Below are 20,686 nucleotides of genomic sequence, written 5' to 3' on the forward strand. Positions count from 1 at the left end.
ACGAGCATTGTTAAGTTATTTGCGTTAAGTGCGAGTTTTCTGTGTGCGGAAATGTACATTCATGATAGTGAATGTTAGAATGAGATATTGTTCACATTCTGCCTTGGGTTGTTTTGAGAAACTTCACCTCGTTCGGCATATGATTGTCAGTTTTAGCCGATAATCACGAAATCGTTATTACTATGGGCCGCAAGTGTGCGCGTGAGCACTGTGGCGCTGTTTGTTTTGCTGTACCTTGGCAGGTGATAGATTTTTCGTGACTGAGTTGCACGGATAAGTTGAGTATGCGTGAGCGAACTCGGAGCGACACAAGGGAGAGATAAAATGGTTGATTTCAATACGCAGCTTGGCGACTTTGAGCAATATATTCGAAATTATATCTCGCAAATCAATCAAGTTTTTGCCTTGTATTCGGTCGATGCCGAGAGGGGAGGGATTTTTGAGGACCCACAGAGTCGTGTGGATTTTAATACCATCCTGATGGATTTCGAAAGAGTCGAATATCTAACCAAAATAAGCCTAACGACCGGGGATTTGTCTAACGACTTGGTTACTCGATTGCAGGCTTTCCCGGACCGGATAGCGGATGTGATTGGAATTTCTGCCGCGGAATTAAGGGAAGTTTTTGTCGAAGCCAACCCAGGTGAACCCTATCTTTTGGATTCAACGACCCTTCCTATATTGGCACCTGAAGGTTTTGATATTGACAGCTATACAGCTGCATTTTCCGAGCTTCAGACATTCTACCAAAACATATTTGGTTTAGATGGCTTAGAGCCGGAGCAGATAAACCGACTGTCAGATATTGCTGGCCGCTTGAGTGATGCCAGGGCTCGGCTTGCCGAAGCCGGAAGTGAAGGTTCCAGCACTATTTCTGAAAGTGATGCGCGGATACAGTTTGAAGCTATTTTGGAGGATTTGATTGATGTCGCTGGCAGCCGCATTATCGATGTTCCTGCCATTGATACAAACGGTTTTCCCAGCCAACTGGTCAGCTTTGTTGACGGGAGCCGCACCCTGCTGACAGAGGGTACTGTGCAGGAGCCCATACAGCTGGCATTTTCAGGTGAAGGTTCTGAGCTTTCCATTCAATCTTACACCATAGAGACCGGTGTGATCTCGGGTATCGCGCTAGGAGGAACTGACGCGCCGTTAGAAGGTGGAGGTCTTTCAGGTTCAGAAAGTCAAGCGGCTGCGTCACAAGATATTCGAAATGCTCTCGGTGATTGGCTGAGGGAAATTCTGAATATTGGAATGGGCAGAACCAGCGAGGTCGGCAATCGCCCTAGTATTGGTGCGGATGCCTTGTTCGTTTTGGGGCACCCTGTGGATGCTGAGCTGTTCCAAAGTGGGTTTGGAAGGCAACCTTTGGAGCGTAGCGGCTTGCAATCATTGGGATTGGGTGAGTCGCAAACACTGATTGTCGGTGACACAAATTTGCCTGAGGGAACGCCTTATGAAATTCATCAGAGATTTAATCCTGTAAGCGGCGTTTCGGAAGGGCTTATCATCCGAGTACGGGCTGCAGAAGTGCCGGGCAGCGACAATCGCTATGTGATTGATCCCAGCGCCACGCGAGCACTTATTGAGGCACAAGCGATCGTCCTTGGCGGTGGGTCGGCGGTAGAGTCAGGGCTGCCTTCGTTTACCCCTACTGCACGGATAAATCCAAGTCTTTCGCAGCAGGCATATGACGGCGACGCGCGAATTTTACAGGCTCAGTTGCCTTCGTCAGGCGAAGTCGTGCTTGACTTTAATAACAATCTTTTCGCGCCAATTTTTGGAACTGATTTTGATTTTGCCTCGCTTCCGTCCAGGTTGAATTTGCGCATCAATAGTGAAGTTGGAAGACAATCAATTAGTATTAGTCGGACGGACCTTGAAAGGTTCAACAGATTCCTGCGTTTTGCTCAAACCAGGGCCGCAGATCCGACCGGGAATTTTGGCCGGAACGTGACTCGTACGGACTTGTTCGAGAACCTAGCGACACTCTTGTCGAGCGGAGTCGTCGGGGGCGGAGAAGGCTCCCGGGTCGTTTTGGATTTTCTTGCAAAAAGCGCAGGTGTATTGGCCAATCCGACAGGGCAAGTCGGTTTGCCGCTTGTAACCGTTGATATACTTGCATCTCGCGGCGGCGACATATTGAACCGGTTTGATATAGGGCGGGCGCAAAGGATCAACTATGCCGATGTGATCCGAAATGGGGTAAGCAGTGTGTCGGCGGCAGGGCTGGATCCTGCGGCCTCTTCGGACGCATTCGCTGCCTCAGGAACGGCTGGCGATACGGGGTTGAATTTGCAGGACGTCTCCGTGTCTCTACCTGCTGACGTCCCCGGAAGCGGGGAAGGGGTAGTCAGCACAGCAAGCTTGGAGCCTGGGCAGGGGCATACGGCAGTCCAGATTGAAGGTAGCTCCCACTTTAGTGTTTTTGATGCGGTCTTCAGCCGCTTACCGGTTAGCAACAGGCAGATTCCTGGGCATGCACTATTCAAAGTAACGCAGACACAGAGCCTCCGTTCTGTCTTTGGTGGCTTAGGAAGCAACGTTTTCTCACGAGAAAGCGCGAGCCTTTTGGGCAGTGGAATAGGTCGAGAAGTATTGTCAGTTCTCACTGGTACGACTGCACCGATAGTTCGTGTGGGTCGCGATGCAATATCTGCTGCTGCATCCGCTGCTACTCGGCTCATCTGGGGGAACAGTCCCGAAGGCCCCGTCAGCTACGATGGTTTCGTAACACAAAATATCGCTGAGAACGTTCGGCTACTGGAGTCCATCCGAAGCCCTGAAGGCTTTTTGTTGTTCAAATATGATCCGGACATTTCTATTAATACGGGCGATCTTAATAGAAACGCTTTGATTGAAAGGTTGATCGATCGCAATAGTCGTTTGGTCGGCATATTGGAAAATTTGGCTGGTCAGGCTGACTATGGGATCAATTTTACACGCGGACAAACAAATGAGCGGATTCAGGCGGCGTCAAGGACTACCCTGACAGAAGTTTTGGGCCTCAGCGAAAGTGTTAACCTGGGTCCTGGTTCGGCAGGTTTAAGCCTGATTTCTAACCTGCGTCAGATTGAAGGTGGTTTAATTCCAGAGGGGGCAGGGCTATCGCCAACCGCTCGCCTTGATCAGCTTGTTCGACAAAACCGCTTTACTGATTGGAATCGTTTCAAAACGATTTTCGCTGAAGTCTTGGACAACTTGGTTTCGGTTCATAGGTTGCGCTCTGGTTTCGCTGGCCCGTCGCTTCAAAACACCACCCGCGAAAGCCTATTGGAACTCTCATCGCCGGAAAATGATGAGAGAATTCGGCAGCTGGCGAAAGACACTGACGTGAGATTGAGTCGGAATAGTTCCACTCGTGAAATAACTAACGACCCAAGGCAACGTCTCAACCAACTGGTTGATTTCGGGGTCTATCAACCCAGTGCGTTTGATCGCAGCGTCGAGTTGCTGAATTCAAATGTATCCAGTTTCGGCCGGGGCGTTGACGGGAATACCCTTGCTCGGTTCCAGTTTAATAACTTTTTTGAAAATGCAGCGGCCAATACTGCTGATCCGACGGTTCGTGAGCAATTAGTTGGAACGAGTATGTTCTCTGACCGGGTCGCGGCGGTAGTTGATGGGCTGCGTGAGGGGCAATCCATTTCATTTTCCTTTGGGGAAAGTCTAGGCCTCAATACTGGGGTTTTTCCCCTTGTTAATGGACGATTCGCGCAATCCGGTCCCGCCTTCGAATCCGGATCTGGTTTTGGATCCGGGGCTGTGGTAGAGGCTCCAAGTTTCAACTCGATACCTGCCGCTGCTCGTTTAGCGGCTACAGGTGTGGCTCTCGGAGGAGCCGCCGCAGAATTTGGCGCCGGATATCTTCGTGACTATGTCGGACCAAGCGGACGCAGAGCGATTGGTAACATTGAACGCACCGTTCGGGTTGCGCAAACGGGAGCGGCTCTTGTTGGAGTAGGAGGAATTGCGGCCGATTCGCTGCTCAACCAGGCAACAAATTTCCAAGTGACTCCGGAACTCGTTGGTTCCGCTGGCCCATCATTCCAGCGTGGTCTAACAATCCGGGCGGAAACCATAGTAGGACCGGACGGAAACAGTGTTTCCGGGTTTAGAATTAGTGCGACTGATCGGGCATCTTTGAGGACCAGCGTATCGGGGCGTTTGCTTGGGACCGGTAATGAGAGCCATCTGAATGCAGCATTGGAGTTTGGCGGATTTGGCATTTTAACGGGAACACTCGGCGCAACCGGGGTGAATTCCAACAACGCTTCGCTATTTATTCCTGCTGAGCCAAATGTACTAGTGCCCTCACGTATTCCAGGTGCCGAGCCGGTTACACAGCGGGAAAATGCCCTCGATGTTATTCGGCGCATCACATCCGGAGAGCCGATCGAAGCACAGGAATTGCTAAGATTTGCGGCGGATGCACGTGCAAGCAATGCGCGATTCGGGGATTTAAGCCTTGGGGTCTCCGGCGCAATTTCGGGAAGTAATACATTTGGTATAGTGCCAGAAACGGCCGGCAATGTTGGGCTTGACAGTTTTCTTGGCACTAGTGCAGCAGCCAATTTAAATGGGCGTTTGACGCTGTCGCGAACAAGTCAGAATGCATCTGGGCGTAGGGTTGCAGGTGATCAGGGCGCCGGCTTTGAGGTGCGGCCCCCTGATATCGCGGCAGGAACATTCACGGGCATTTCTGCGAGACTCGCTTTTAATATCGATGGTCTCGGTTTTGCCAGCTCCGACCTTGTGGGCACTGGCGTTAGCCGTAATATTTCCAGCGACAGCGGGTACCTGACCCTCTTCGCCGAGAGTACCGCGACAGTATTAAGTAGACGCTTTGCGTGGGGAACTAGTTTCCTGTCATTTGGCGCGAATGGTGAATTTCTTGCGGCCTCAGTTGATGTGAGTCTGCGACCAACAGTTTCTGCACCACGCGTTGACACGCCGATAAACGCAGCAGGGGACGTTGTCTTCACGCAACAGCGGATTGCTCGGCAGAAACTAGCTTTAGCAGCAGAAAACAGTGAAGTTATTCGGAGAACCTTGGAAGTTCTGCGGAGCGAACAATCCAATTTTGGTGAAACCCGCGATCTAACTGTAAAATTGCATATCCGGGCCGATGCAATTCAGGAGCTGAATGAAAGATTGTCCAGTATATCTGGAAGCAATAATTCTGAAGACGGTAGTTCTCAAAGCCGTATTTCTGCTCAAGAGCAGGCCAGAAGAATTGAAAGCGAAATTAGGGCAACTGTAGAGAACATTAATAACTTCGAAATAACTCAGTTAAATCTGAGCGAGCAGCGAGGAGCGGGGTTCTCTGAAGCGGGTATCCAGTTTTTTGCTCAGTCCACATCTAACGGTCGCTTTGATCTTAGTACGCCTTTGGCTCAGGTTAATATTGACCGCCAGAACGGAAATATCATCGCCGAGCCGAATACCCGCCTTACGAGCGCCGAAATTCTGAGTCGGCTGACCAATGCAAGCCTTTCTCCGTCCGATGCTTCTACCGAAAATATTTCGTTGAGCAATCAGCAACTAACCGAGGAAGTTGAAACCGCCTTTAATGAACCTGCCACGCCCACCGTTGGGCCAGATGAAGCAGTATTGAACGTGGGCGAAAGCCAAGTGATCGTTCAGGTAGAGCCGGACTTGCAGGCTGTCGAAAACAGTGGCTCTGTTGGTAATTTCGATGCCGACGCTGTATTGGATAGCAGGCTCCGGAACATGGGGCTGCGCCGTGTTCAAATCGGTGATGATCTCTTTATTTACACGACAGAAGCTCGGTTCAACAGCGGAGAATTCGCACAAAACGCGGTGCTGTATGCGCATGGCTTTGAAGCAACCGAAGCGGTTGGTGGGCGCGCGGGATTCGGTTTGGAAACTGGCGATCCAACACTGTCCTTCCTGACCCCCGAAGGGCAGGCTCTGGTAGATAACCCGGCTGAAACCTTGAACAATCTGCCGAATATCGATCGTGCAGAGATTCGCACGGCAGGCGACCGTGTCACGGATTACACCCTGTTCAAGGCGCGGGTGCCCCTGACTGGTGATCCGACCGACCCTGAGCGTCAGCGCGCAGTCGAGAATGATATCTCTTCGATTGTTGAGACGCTCAATGCCAACGGCCAGAATGTGGATATCATCACCGTTCGCAAGACAGCAGGCCAGGATGTACGACTGTCGGATGTTTTGAGGAGCATTCGGGCGCGGGAGGACATCAATTACCAGGATATTACGGCGCATATTTGCCGCTGTTCCCACGACGCGAGTGGCACGCCGATGCCGCCCATGCCTGGTGAAGACCGGTTTGTAACCGAAGGAACAGGGTTTGAAGGTACACTTGAAGGCGATACGGCCCTCAGGCTTCAACAGGGTGAAAATGGACGTCTGACCGCAGGTTCCGGAGGAGAAGCCAGTGCCTTTGGCTTGGAAAACTCGCCTGCATTGCAGGATTTCGATTCCTATGTGTCCCGGTATTTCGACAATCTGGCGGCCTCAGTCAGCGCCTTCCGCAATCCGGCGCTGCAGGCGAATGCCGGGTTCGACTGGGCATCGCGCGCGCATGAGCTGGCTCTCTTTACAGATGGTCGTCTGTCGTTGTTTGGCCGCGAATTGGCGATCAGCAAGGAAATTGGATATTTCGAGCCCGATCTGGTTCAGCGGCTCACTGAGTTTCGGCAGGGCATCGAACGGATTACTGGCCAAAAACTGACCCTGCCAGTCGATTCCATTAAAGAGGTTCCCGAAGCCTTCGACCATGCCACGGACAGAGCGGCGCTGGAAGCCGCAGTGGCGGAAATCCGAAGCTTCTATGACGGATTAACACCGGATCAGGCCGCGCGTGTGGAGGCTGCTGTCGGAACCGACCATCTTGATAGGTTGTCGGCATTGGAAGGTGTGCTGAGCGGTTTGCCGGCCGAAGGATTTGAGGGATCGCTAACAGCGTTGATCGATCAGTCTGTTGGTACAGTGTTGAATGACGCCGACCGGGTCAATGCATTCTTCGCCACCAATGGGGAAAACATCACTCTCAATGGGCAGGAGCGACCCGCTGCTATCGATGTATTTCCGGGAAGCAGATCCCTCACAGCCCGGCTTGAGTTGCAACGGTTCATCAACGGTGACCTGAGCTTCGCCAGTCAACCGGTCGATGTAAGCGCCGAGAACCGGCTTCTTAATCTTCCTGCCCGCGAAACAGGTGAACGGGTTTCTGTTTCACTTGACGGTGTTTCGCGTACAAATATTTCAGGGATTGCGCTCGAATCCAGCGCTGATGGCCAAGTCAGTGCTATCGAAGGGCTTTTTAGGTCGGCCAATACTCAACCTGAAGTTGGAAAGCAACTCTTTGTTGTTTCTCGTCTCGCTCAAGAAATTAGTGGTTTTTCAAGTCGCAGTGAGTTGGGTAATATTGGGGTTATTTTTGCTTCAAATGAACGTGGAAACTTCAACACCTTAGGTTTATCCCCTGACGTTAGGGCCTTCACAGATAGAGTAAAAAATGAGGGTCTGATTGTTGCCTTTTCACCTGGCAATACTCAAGAATCGATTTTAGTACACGAAAATGTACATGTTATCGATTTCCTGCTAACAGAAGCGAACCCCCCAACAGCCGACGCTCGTCGATTTTTTGTCAATAGAGCGACAAACAATACCCTTGTAAGGGCACCGTTAGGTGTTCGGGCTGAATATACGGCAGCGGGTGTGGGCAGTTTCACTGCAGCGCTATCGCCTGATTTGTTAAGCCGTTCAACTCGACCTGTCGGTTGGCTGAATGAGAATTCTTATCTTGCCACACGCACTGGTGGAATCCGAACTAGATATGCTGTGCAAAATAGTGTTAACACTCGATTTTTTATTAATGAATCTGGAAGCTTGATTCCAGGCACCATTGCTGGTGAGTCTCCAAGACCGATAAACAATCTGCTTGGTTTTGAGTCTCTGCAAGCTGCGCTGGAATTCCTATACGAACAGTCACGCGTTCTTTCTCAACTTCAATATTTGAGAGAATACCAGCGGTCTCCTGCTTTCAACCGGCTAACTCAAGATGAACGTGCAACGTTTGAGCGTCAACGTCGCGAGTTGTTATCAGAAGCTGATTCGCGGCTTCTTGAGACTATTGACGCGGAAATTATATCATATGTTGCTACAATTCATCCGGGTGAATTTTCTTTCGAAGCTTTAGCCAGTAATCCAACTCATGTAGAATATATTGTGGATGTAATCACCGCTGTTCGCGGCACGGCTTCGGCAATTGTGCGCTCATCCAAACAGGATGAAGCTACAAGTTTGATTACGTCTAGGATAGCTGATTTTTTAGGAGTCCCTCCGGAAGATAGGACCAGATTCCTAGACCTAATAGGTAGCACTACGGCTAGGATTTCAAACAGTGCCAATGCCCGAAGGTTGACTTCATCCCGAGTGGTTCCGTTAGTGCGTTTTGCCGAAGATACGAACCCGATTGTAACTAGGATCAGCCGGGATCAAACGGCGGTTTATGCGGAGATTGTGCGTGAGCTTCCAGCGGATTCCCGGTTCCGCTCGCGTATTGGTAACGCCCAGGATTTTCGCAATGCCTTGGATGCTGTGCGTCAGGCAAGTGCGAGCAATTTTTCCTATGGCCGTAACGTTGCCCGGATTCTCCGAACCCTCAGTGACCAGGGCTTGGTTGCTGGGGCTGGAGATGTATTGGCGCGGGCGCTTGTTGAGCAGGTGCGGGATATTGCTCGGGTCAATGGTTCTGCGGCTGCGGAGGCGGTCCGGCAGGGTATTGGTCAGAAGAATCTGGGCTTACTGGGGTCTGAGGAGTTTGTGTCCGACCCGACAACGCGGGCCCGTGTTGCTGCATTGCAGGGTGGACCCGAGGCCGCGGCCGCGGTGCTGGAGGCAGGGATTGAGGAGCGGCTGAGCGCCTTCGGTCCCGAACAGCGTGCACAGGCCAGACGGACGACGACCCGCCTGCTCGAACAGGATGCGGGGGTGGAAGTTGTCAAAAACTTCGTTGATGCGCAGCTTGCGGTTGTCGAGGATCAGCGCACGATTGCCCAGGCCATAGAAAGAATGATCAACCGGTTTTCTGAGGAGACCGGGATTGAACATAGGTTTGTCGAAGATTCGCTTGTAGTCAGTGAAGACCGTATTCGGTTCCGCGCTGGCCCTGCGGATGCGCCTGCAGATGCCGTTTTGCCAGAACACGAGATTCTGATACAAGATTTGCCTCTTCGTGTTCCAGGTCTGGTAGAGAAAGCTGAAGCCAGAGCCCGTGCGGTTGTTGAGCGTGAACCGACAACTGCGCCGGAAGGCGTTCGTACTGAGGGAAGTGCCCGCCGTCGGCCCAGCAGCCAACCCGCCGAGGATTTGTTCTCAGGACCAGCGGGCGCTGCTTTGACAATTTTTGGGCTTGCGCAAGCCTTGTCAGCGATCTCAGAAGATCGAAGTGCACAGGCAATCTTTGGTTTGTCCGCAGCTTCATTTGGTGGGGCCCAGGTCGCCGGAGGGTTGATCGCTGAAGGGGCTGCCGCTGCCATCCGCCGTGTATCGGGAAAAACGCTCTCACAGATTGCGGAAGCAGGGTTGTTGCGCGCCGCACCCGTTGTCGAAAAGGCAACGATTTCCGTTTTGTCACGGACGACAGGTATTGCTACCGAACGGCTTGCGACTGAAATCACCCAAGCGGCCATTGTAGGTGGTGTAGGCAGAATTGGCGCGAAGGCAGGTGCGGCATTTTCACGTGTGGTGCCTTTCATCGGTGCCGGTATTTCTTTGGCATTTGTTGGTTGGGATATTTACAACCTCGTTGAGGCCATCAACGGGGGCGATACATTCGATATCGTACAGGCCAGTGTCGATTTGGCCTTGGATGCTATTGTTGCTGTTGCAGATTTGATTGGTGCGGTCTTCCCGCCGGCGCAGGTTATTACTGCGCCATTGAATATTGCTCTCAGTGTGGTTCGTATCGCTTTTGATGTTTCGATTGGTGGTATCAAAACCGCTTATGAGAGATTGCCCAGCGATGCATCAAGTATCGTTAAGTTCAATGCCATATTAGGTGGTTTTCGACAAGCGGTATATGATTTCGGTCAGACGTTTGGATTTGTTAGCCAGGACGCAGTGGATGCAGCGCAGCAGGCGTTTGATCGTGAACAAATTATTTCAAGGACACAAAATCAGCAACTGCAAGACGTATCCAGTTTCTTTTCGATACACAGTATTTCTGAGGATTCGGCACAGCAAGCGATTGATTTGGGGGCCGGCGAAAACTCATCCTATGCCGGATTTACATCACTAGATCTTGGGGATCCGTTCCAGGATACAGAAATCGTTATTGGTGGTATTCCTCAGATTGCCAATATACACGAGGAAGGAGCTGTCGGTTCACATCACGTTTCGGAAGAATTCCAATTTGACGCCGGAGTGACGGGTGTAATTCTGGGCACTGGCCAGGAACATTCCTTTTCTGTTGTAGAACGCAGTAAAACGGCCTTTTTTGGCGCGTTTAAAGTCGCTCTTCAAAATGTCATCCAAGACGATGGTATCGTTGAAGGCGCCGTCTCGACTTCCAATATTATTGGCAATGAACTGGATAACACGTTTGTTGGCCCATCCGTGGATGCGTTGGTTCCGCCGGATGGTCCGTCCACAGTCACGGCAGAACAGATTCAATCGGACCCCGATTCATTTTTCCGCTATGGCGCGGAAGTCTTTAGGGAGTATGTCACTGAAATAGCAGAATTTGGTAGCGATGAGGTCAGAGGTGCCGCAAACGAGTATCTGATTAACTACGGAATAGATAATTCCTTCAGAGATCGCGAGTATGAACTATTTGTTCTAAACAACGAGATCCTCGGCAATTCACGTGAGACCGATCTTCAGCACGTAAATTTTGACAATGATTATTGGATTGCTACAATCCGAAATGGATATGCCCATGGTTACCAGACGGCACTGGACAACATTGAAACAACGCGCGCGTCTCTGGGTAATCTGAAATACGTACTTTCCGGCGGCGATGGGGATGATACCTTCATCATTGGCGAATCCGAATACGAGGTGACTGGTGGTGATGGTCATGATCTGTATGTACTTGATCACAGCGGTAAGTGGTTGGTCAATCAGCGCCCTGACGGGGATGGGAATAGCCGGGCCTTCAGGACAACGATTGATACCAGTTCCTCGGATGGTGTAAATGACACGCTGATCATAGATTCCGCATTGGACGAAATCCGGATCGCCCGTGTCGGGAATGATTTGTCGATTGTCCAGATCAACCATGTACCGCAAAATCTGATTGACGGGGCCGTTCCAGGCGATTTGGCAAGTGTCCTGGGTGAAAACGGACGTTTCGCCGTGTTGCCCAAAGGCACTACTCCATCCCATTGGGCTGCCGGACGGGTCAGTGACTCGGAAGAGTATGAACTTGTTTTGTTGCCGAACGCATTTAATCAAGCGGATGTAATCATCAAAGACTACTTCGTTGCTGCTGAAAACCGGCAAATTGATATCAGGACGACAGATGGGTATTCCGTTGAAATAGCGCCTGAAACGGTAACCGATATTAATGACTTGGTGACTGAGGCTGTTGCAGTCGATGTTAGTACGCCTGTAACGCAAACAGACAGTGACAACGGACGTTCGATAAGTATCAGTCCAGGAGTTTCCAATGGTGAACTCATACTTATCGCCAATTTCCTGTCGGATGGACAAGGACGGATCTCAACCGACAACATCACCTCCAAAACGCTTGTAGAGGCTGATGAGGATGCAGGAGTTTCTGCAGAAACGGACTTTGATACTGAGTCTGATGGTGAGATCACCTCTGTCTATGGCAACGACGCCGACAATCAAATTGATGGTTCAGATAGGGATGAAACCTTTGTCGGCGGGGGCGGTAATGACCGGCTGTCGGGTGAAGGTGGCAATGATGTGCTGTATGGAAATACAGGTGCAGACAGATTGTTTGGCGGAGCGGGTAACGACACCCTGAATGTGCGTGTCGTAGACGATCCGAGTGAGGATGGAGAGCCCGCACCGGCTGATGGATCGGATTTGCTTGTCGGCGGAGATGGTTCCGATACTTATGTGATCACCGACGGAGATTCATTTACCAATCTGGGTATTATCGGGCATGGTTTGGACGGTGAAGTGTCGACGGCGTTCATTGACAACTCGTCTTCTGACTTTGCTCAGGATTTCCTGCTTCTGCCCATTCTAAACGAAGATTTACAATGGGAAATTCGAATTATTGCTGACGAGAATGGCGTGGACACTATCGGACTGGTTCTGTCCGCACCAGACCATAGCGATACCCCTGTTGTTGTTGTGAAGGATTGGGACGTTGAATCCAACAGAAGCCTGCTAATTTATACGGCGGATGGATTCTATTATACGCCGTCCACGGAAGGTGATCTTTCGCTGACAGGATTGGACGGAGAAATCTATCGTCGGCATTTCACCGATCGCTCTGGAAGTGGCCTGCAAGGGGAAGTCTATCATTTCTCTGACGATGTATTCCATATCACTAATAATGTTCCTGAAATTGATGTCGCACAGCGCGTTGAAGATTTCATTCGGAACAATGATCCGAATGGTACATTCGCGGCGACAAATGTATCATACTCAGTTGAATCGCGTGACCTTCGGACTGCTGTAACAAGCGGTGAGATTACAGATTATCTGGGGAACGACTCCAGTTCATATTCCGGGCAAAAAGGCTTTGACAACAACAATGTCGCTATTCGATTGACCGGTTACTTCGTGGCTGATGTTGCTGGTGAATATGATTTCTTCACTGATTATTCAGGTCCGGGTTCGTTCGAGATTAACGGTGAGACAGTTACCAAGCGCTCAGGGGTAAATACAGTTCTTCCAACTGGTGAAATCGTAGAGTTCATCGGAGAAGGGGGTGATGGCCTGAGGCTAAGGAATTCGGTTCAGCTGGAAGCCGGTATTCACAAGATTGAAATACTGACATACGGCTTTGACAATACCTTGGGGATCGATCTGGGTTTGCCGGGTCTGGATATCCTGTATTCGGTCAACAATAGCCCTCTTCAGCAATTCACTACGCCTACTCTGTTCAACGAGGAAGACGCCGCGTTGTTGTATTTCGAAAGTGGACAGCGCTCGGGTATCGAATTTGATGCCACGGTCCTATCCGACAGTTCGGACTCAGACAACATGCTGGCTGATGAGATCGTTAGCATCTCAGGCACTAGGGATGCCGATCGTCTAATTGGTAATGGCGCTGACAATATCTTTGCCTCTCAGGGGGGGCTAGACTACCTCGAAGGCGGAGATGGTCGGGACTTCTATGATCTTGAATTCGAACACAATTTCACGTCTAGCGGCCGAAGCCACGTAAATATCAACAACGCCGCTTCAGATGGCGAATTAGATATTATCGCGCTGGACTATACGCGCGATGAAATCTTCTTTGGCAAACTTGACTATGATACAGTTGCCACGTTTACCGACAGACCGACGATTAGCATCGATTCTGAAGGGTTTTCGATCAATGGTCGGCGGTTTTTTGGACAAGATAACATTGTCGGTCAGGCGTTGACTGCTGGAGATGATCTTAGCATCTATATAAGTCCAAGTGACTTCAATATCAGCCCAAGCGATTCCGTTACCCCCGATAGACTCTATCAAATCGCCGTGCTGGAAGACTTTTCCACGTCTTCTGACAATCAGCATATTGCTATTCGTACTAGCGACGGATTTGTATATGAAATCGAAACAGCAGCGGCGCGGACTAATCTTCCGTCTCAAAGCAGAAGCGGCGCCCAGCTGTCAACTTCTGCCGTTGCAGCAGATTTTCGAGATAGAGGAGAAATCGTCGACGGAATCTTCGTTCCAGAGGGGCAAACTTTTGACGCGTCTTCGGGTGCAGAGTTCGAGCGGGTTGTCAACATTGCCGGTAGCGCCGGTGATGATGTACTGACTGGCAACGACCTGGATAACGAACTGCAAGGTGGCGCCGGCGACGACACCCTGTTCGGCGGCGGCGGTGATGATGTATTGCTAGGAGGCGACGGACAAGACACCCTGACCGGCGGCGAGGGAACCGACACCTATGTGATCATTGCTGGCCAGGATGAGGTGATCATCAACAACCGGGCAGAGGACGGGGCCGAAGATGCCCTGCAAATTCACGCATCTTTTGAGGACATCCGCGCGGTTCGCGATGGCAATGACGGTGTTCTCAAGATTCGGTTGTTCAATGGGACGGAAGAAGACGTCATCCTCAAAGACTGGTTCCTCGGGGACGAATACCAGCATCTCACGATTATCGCAGACGAAGGGTTTAAAGCAGACGCTGCAAGAAACCGTGTTCTGTTCCGGCTGAGCGGAGACTTGAGTTCGGTACCGGATGGCTCGGAATTGACGAAAGAACTTGTTGAGATTGATTATTCCCTTGCAGCAGCGGGAGTGAATATCGATCTGAGCAGCAGCTCGCAATTGCTGTCAGTTGCACGGCTAGAAGGCACTGATTTTGACGACACCTTGATCGGGGATGCGCTTGACAATGTACTGACACCTGGCGGTGGAAGTGACTTTGTCCGCGGCGGCGACGGGCAAGACATCTACCTGATTTCCGAAGGCGACGGCGTTGTTACAATCGACAACTCGTCTGCAGACCGTCTGCACGATACGATCCGGTTCGAATTTGACAGTACGTTCATTACCGGCGTTGAACAGATTGGTGACGATCTGCGGATCAATACCGTTAAGGACGTAACTGTTATTGTCCAAAACTGGTACTCGGATGAATCCGTCCAGCATTTGGACGTATCGACGACAAATGCCGTTCTGGTCCTACCGACTACGCCTGGAGATACGCATCTGACGGTTGAAGCTCTTGATTACTCGACGGCGACAGAAGGCGTTGTGATTGACGCCGGAGCTCGGGAGTATGGCGAAATTGAGCAAATTTCCGGCAGTGCATTTGCCGACCGGCTGACGGGTAATGAACGGGACAATGTCATCCGGGCTAATGGGGGCGCTGATACTCTGAAGGGGGCTGGTGGACAGGACTATTATGTTCTTCAGGCAGGAAGCTCTGATACCGTTGTCATTGATAACTTTGATGAAAACTACAATGGTCGCGATAATGATGTAATCGAAGTTCCCGTCGACTTTTCAGATGTCACTTTGCAACGCGATGGTCAGGATTTGCTTATCCAGACTGCCGGTGCAGGTGGAGCCCGAATTTTAGATTGGTTCGGGGCTACTGCCGACGAGGATCTGGGATATCGCCGCCGCCACATTGGGATACGAACATCCGATGGTGTAACCGCGGCAATCCAATATAATGTGGCGACCGAAGATGCTCCTGCCTTTGCGTCTCTGGGTCTGTATTCTCGTGACTACGATGCCCAAGGGGAGGACGGAGTTACCGTTGATCTTGCGGATGAAGAGTTGTCACAAGTCTTTGATTCGGCTGGCGATGATTCCTTTACGGGTACGGAAAAGAGCGAAGTTTTTTCGAGCAAATTCGGGAACGATACACTTACCGGCAGTGGGGGTGCCGATACGTACCTGGTCAGCGCAGCGGGATTCCGAACGGTCACGATCACCCATCAGAGCGAGGGTGAGAACAACGCCGGTACGATTTTTGTCGATGGGGACGTCAAAGCACTCGCCTACACACGCGTTGACGGAGATGATGTTGTCATCGCTGGTGATCGCCTTGGCGAAATTCGCCTGAAAAATGCCGCGGTGGAGGAGTCCGCGCGGAATCTGAATCTAGTGACGACAGATGGCTATTCTTTCTCAATTACCGAGCAAGGCGAGTTGGCTCTTCAGCAGGTGAACTTCCAGCAAGAAGAAACGGGAATAAATTTCGACGCGACAACAGATGCATCGAACCTTGGGACGGGTCTGACGGGCGAAATTTTCACTGTTTTCGATCAGGATATCGCTTCTTTGAGCAACGCTCGCGATTTTGTTGCACAAGCGGATGCAAGCACTGGGGCGAATGCCACTTTTACTGCTACAAGTCTGGACTATCAGCTCGCTGCGGGATCACCAGATGGCTGGACTGCGTCCGAACTGAATACATTCCTAGGCGGCGATTCAGGCAGCTTGGATGGGATCGTCGATCCGGCCCAGCATTTGATTGTCCGGTTAAGCGGCTTTGTCTTTGTCGATGAAGCGGGAGATTACGATTTCCGGTCAGTTACGGATGACGGCTTTGAGTTCAGAGTCGACGGAGAACTGGTTTCGTCCTCTGACGGGTTGGATGTCTCAGGAAATGCTACATCAGTTGTCGCAACAAAGGCGTTGACTTCTGGCTGGCACCGGGTCGATATCTTGTACTTTGATCGTACGGACGCAGCGCAGGCGACATTTGAGGCTCGGCTCTCGGGTTCGGGAGAATCCTTCCGTGCCATCGGTCTCAATCAGCCTGGCCAATCTCAGGCAAATTTGTCTTTCAATGCACCTGAGGATGCCGAATTCGCTGAAAAGAAAGTCGCAATTCCCGGAAATGCTGTTGAAACAGTTTACGGCACAGAATCGGATGATCAAATCACGGGTAATGCTGAAGATAACCGCATTTTCGCCTCTGGCGGCAATGACAGTTTGAAAGGCAACGGCGGTCAAGATGCTTACATCCTGACACCCTTTATCTATGAGAACGGGATACCGATCGGCTTCAAGGAAGGAGCTGGTCTCGGGCATGTCACAATCGATAACTTCGACAGCGATCGCGCATTCGATACGATTGTTCTGCCACGGAACTTTGAAGACTTGCGTCTGGTGTTTGAAGGCGACGACTTGGTCTTGAAATTCTTCGGGCCACCTCCGTTAAGCTCGGATTTTGGTAGCCAACGGGTCGGTATTTCCAATAACGATGCGCCTGATCTGCAACCGCGGACGGATATCCCGGATGAAGATCCGACATATACCGTTACATTGAAAAACTTCCGACTTGGTCAGGATTATCAACATATTCTTGTCGCGACGTTTGACGGAAGAACATTTGCTATCAACGATGATCTTTCCATATCATATGTGATCATCGACGATTCAGATGGCACAGAAGAGGTTGCTCTGGATCTGGAAGAGAATGCCGCTGCCTTTGCTTCTGATCAGCAGCTATCTGGTAGCCTTGATAATTCAAATGAGTTGTTCGGAAACGCAAACGACAACAAAATCTACGGTGGCAGCAAAGATGATGTTGTATCCGGTCGTGGCGGTGACGATGAAATTTATGGCTTCGATGGGGATGATATCCTTATAGGAGACCAGGGATCGGACGTTATTTTTGGCGGAGGTGGTGATGACCTAATCTCTGGCGGAAGCGGAAATGATCTGATCATCGGTGGAGCGGGTGCCGACTATATTGATGGCGGTTCCGGTTTGGCGGATACGGTTCGATATGCTGGCAATATCGCGGCGGGTATTGGTGTAACGGTCAACCTTGCGACTGGGATTGGGACCGGTGCTGATGCCGATGGTGATGTGTTGGTCAACATCGAAGGTGTCGTCGGCTCGGCATATGATGATGTTATTATCGGATCCAGTAGGGATGAAGTTCTTGAGGGTAACGATGGTAATGATGAGATATTCGGAAATGGTGGTGATGATGTCCTGCGTAGCGGCCGAGGCACAGATGTTATAGATGGCGGTTCGGGAAGTGACTCCGTTACATATGCAGACTCAGACAACGGCGTTGATGTCGATCTGACGTTGGGATTAACTAATAAGGGCAATGGAGAGTTTGACTACCTCCATTCGATTGAGAACGTTCAGGGATCGGATTTCGCTGACACACTCAAAGGTTCGGAACTTTCGGACCTATTCCTGGGAAGCCGGGGTAGTGATGTGATTGATGGTCGAGGTGGAATAGACTCAGTAAATTATTCAGCTCTCAATACTTCGGAATCGGACGTTGAAGATGGATTCTTGTTTGTATTGCAGGAATATGGGAACTCTACAGAAAACACGACATTAGCGGATAGTTTCGGTGGAAATCGAACGAGACAGACGTTTATTTCGATCGAAGAAGTAACCGGGTCGCGTTACGCCGATATTATTTTGGGATCGTCTCAATCCGAAATTTTGGATGGTGCCTCAGGCCGGGATATTATTTTGGCGGGCGACGGCAACGACCTGGTGGTGTCTACTGGTCAGGGTGGAATTGTCGACGGCGGTGCTGGCAATGATACGGCAAATTTTGAATTTGCCAGTAATGGATTGTTGATCGATCTGGGTCAGGGCGCTTCGATTAGGGAAGTTACCCAAATCGGCGCTGGTACAAGTTCCGTTATTACGATCGCAAGCAGCGACATTGCGCTTTCGACCAATGCTTCGATCATTCTGAGGGTTGGCGAGGAATCGTTCACGATTACCAATTCTGGCGGCGATGCCTGGGTTGCCGATCTGATTGGCGCTGTAAACGCAGGGGGTCAAGCGGCGCAGATTATTGCTGGAACCCAAAATGGTAATTTTGCGCTGATCGACACTGGGGAAAGTGGGTTCGACACACCCTTGGAGGTCAGCCTTGAAATAGACGGGGAAGACCGACAATCTTTGTTGTCTCAGAATGATATCACTGGGGCGCGAGTTCAGTGGATTGATCTGGCCGGTACAGCACCTGGTTCATCCGCTTCGTTGAACCTCGGCGACGTGACAACTGACTTCACGATCGGGTTGGGTGAAACGGCCGAGGTTCTGGCCGAGCGATTGAGTCGAAGGTTGAATGAGGATCAGGAGGTTGTGTCAGTATCGGCTCAAAATGCAACGCAGCTGAAAATTGCCTTATCTGACCCATCGGTAAATATCGAAGTCGAGTCTCGTGGTGTATCTATCACAAACGTTGAGTCCGTCATCGGTACGTCTTTCGGCGACATATTTGTTGGAACCGATAAGAAGGAAGGATTTGAAGGCTATATCGGAAACGACATTTTCGTCGTTGGGAATGGCGGTGATTTCTTTGACGGCGGACAGGGGACAGATATCCTTTGGTATCGTGATGCGACAACGGATTTGACGCTTGATCTGACAGCTGAATCGTTGATGGGACTGGATGGCCTCGAGATTACCGCGGTAAGTATTGAAGGTTTTGGTGGTGGTTCTGGAAACGACACCCTGACGGGCGACGCACAAGGGAATATTTTCCTGGCTAGCGGTGGCAATGATATTGTCCTAGGAGGCGGTGGCGACGATGTTGTCGATTATCAGACGCTTTCCGGCACACCCATTACCCTAACGGTTCAGGATAACGGTCAATCTGCTGCTCAGGAAACCACGACGGAAGGTGTATTTGCGCAGTCGCAACAAGATACAATCGCGATTACGGGACCTGTCGCCGAGGGCGATGTCTTTACGGTAACGGTGAACGGAACCTCTGTTTCCTATACAACACAGTCCAACGACTCCGTGCAGGAAGTTTATTCGGGCCTGATCAGTGCCCTTCGAGCTTCGACACAAATAACTGCTGATGTTACTGTAGAGGGAAGACCGGATCCCGAGTTGGTCATAGATGGTGATCAAATTATTTCAGGTGATCCTGGCTTGATCACGGGTATCTTTATCTATGGCCGCCTGAACGGAGGAGTGCAAACTGTCGCGCAATTGACCGTTACTGCAATGGTAGTGCCGTCTGTTGCGACCTCTGATGTGGCCATTGTTTCCACCCGGGCACGCGAGCACGTAAACGGCGTCGCGCAGGTGTCATCGGTGACACTGACAGGGCCATTCGAGATTGGTGATACTGTTGAAATTACCATCGACGGCGAAGTCTTTGTTTACGTAGTCAAGGCCGGTGATGATCTGGAATCGATCACGCAGCAGCTTGTGGAACTTATCAATGCCGAAGAGAGTGCCGCGTCAAATGTCCTGAATGCCGAAGCTGGCGAGACATCAGGCTCGATTACTCTGACGGGGCACCTGGATGGACGTGAATTCGATGTTCAGGCGACGGCAAGTATTGTTCATCAGGTTGAGTTTATCGACCCAGCTTCCGGGTTACTAGCCACTCAACGACTGTCTTCCATCGAGGAAATCATCGGTACATACGGTGATGACAACATAACGACGGGGCACAATGATGATATTCTTGTTGGCGGCGCTGGCAATGACATTCTGACCGGAGGGGCCGGTGATGATTTTATCTTTGGTGGGGCTGGCAACGACCGATTGTTCGGCGGTCTTGGAGCGGACACGCTGTTTGGCGGAGCCGGTGATGATTTTGCCGATGGGGGCGCTGGAGATGATCGCCTGATTGCAGGTCGAGGGCTTGACACTTATGACGGTGGTGCTGATCAGGACGAACTGACATTTGCCGAACTTCAGATAGAGCAGGACGAAGGTCTAACAGTTCGTTCGGACTTTGGCTCGGCCACGGGCGAGCTCTACTATGAGATCAGCACACAAGGTCAGGAAGATGATGCGGGGAGCAGTACGCAAGCCTCGGAAGGCGAAACGGAAACGACCGATAGCTCCGCTCTTTTGAACAGTATCCGGGACGGGCTGGCTGCGCTAGACGAGATTTCCGAAGCGACAGTGGATGAGGCTGCCAAGACCGTGACATTTAACGTTCTTGGAGGTCTTGGATTCGATGATGCGGCTGTTGCTGTTTATGGTGTGGATGTAGGTCTTGGGCCAAACCTCATACTGAACAACAACCCAACTATCGGCACTGGACCTGATGGCTCTGACGCGTTGACATTTG

Annotated in this window: 1 protein-coding gene; it reads left to right on the forward strand. The window is 51.0% G+C overall.

The window, feature by feature from the left end:
• Positions 1-324: 324 nt before the first annotated feature.
• Positions 325-20,686, forward strand: a 20,362-nt coding sequence (locus ACR0D7_RS18430) for a putative adhesin (protein WP_480680319.1), incomplete at its 3' end; no start/stop codon positions are given.

The sequence above is a fragment of the Ruegeria sp. BB7 genome, from assembly GCF_056539365.1.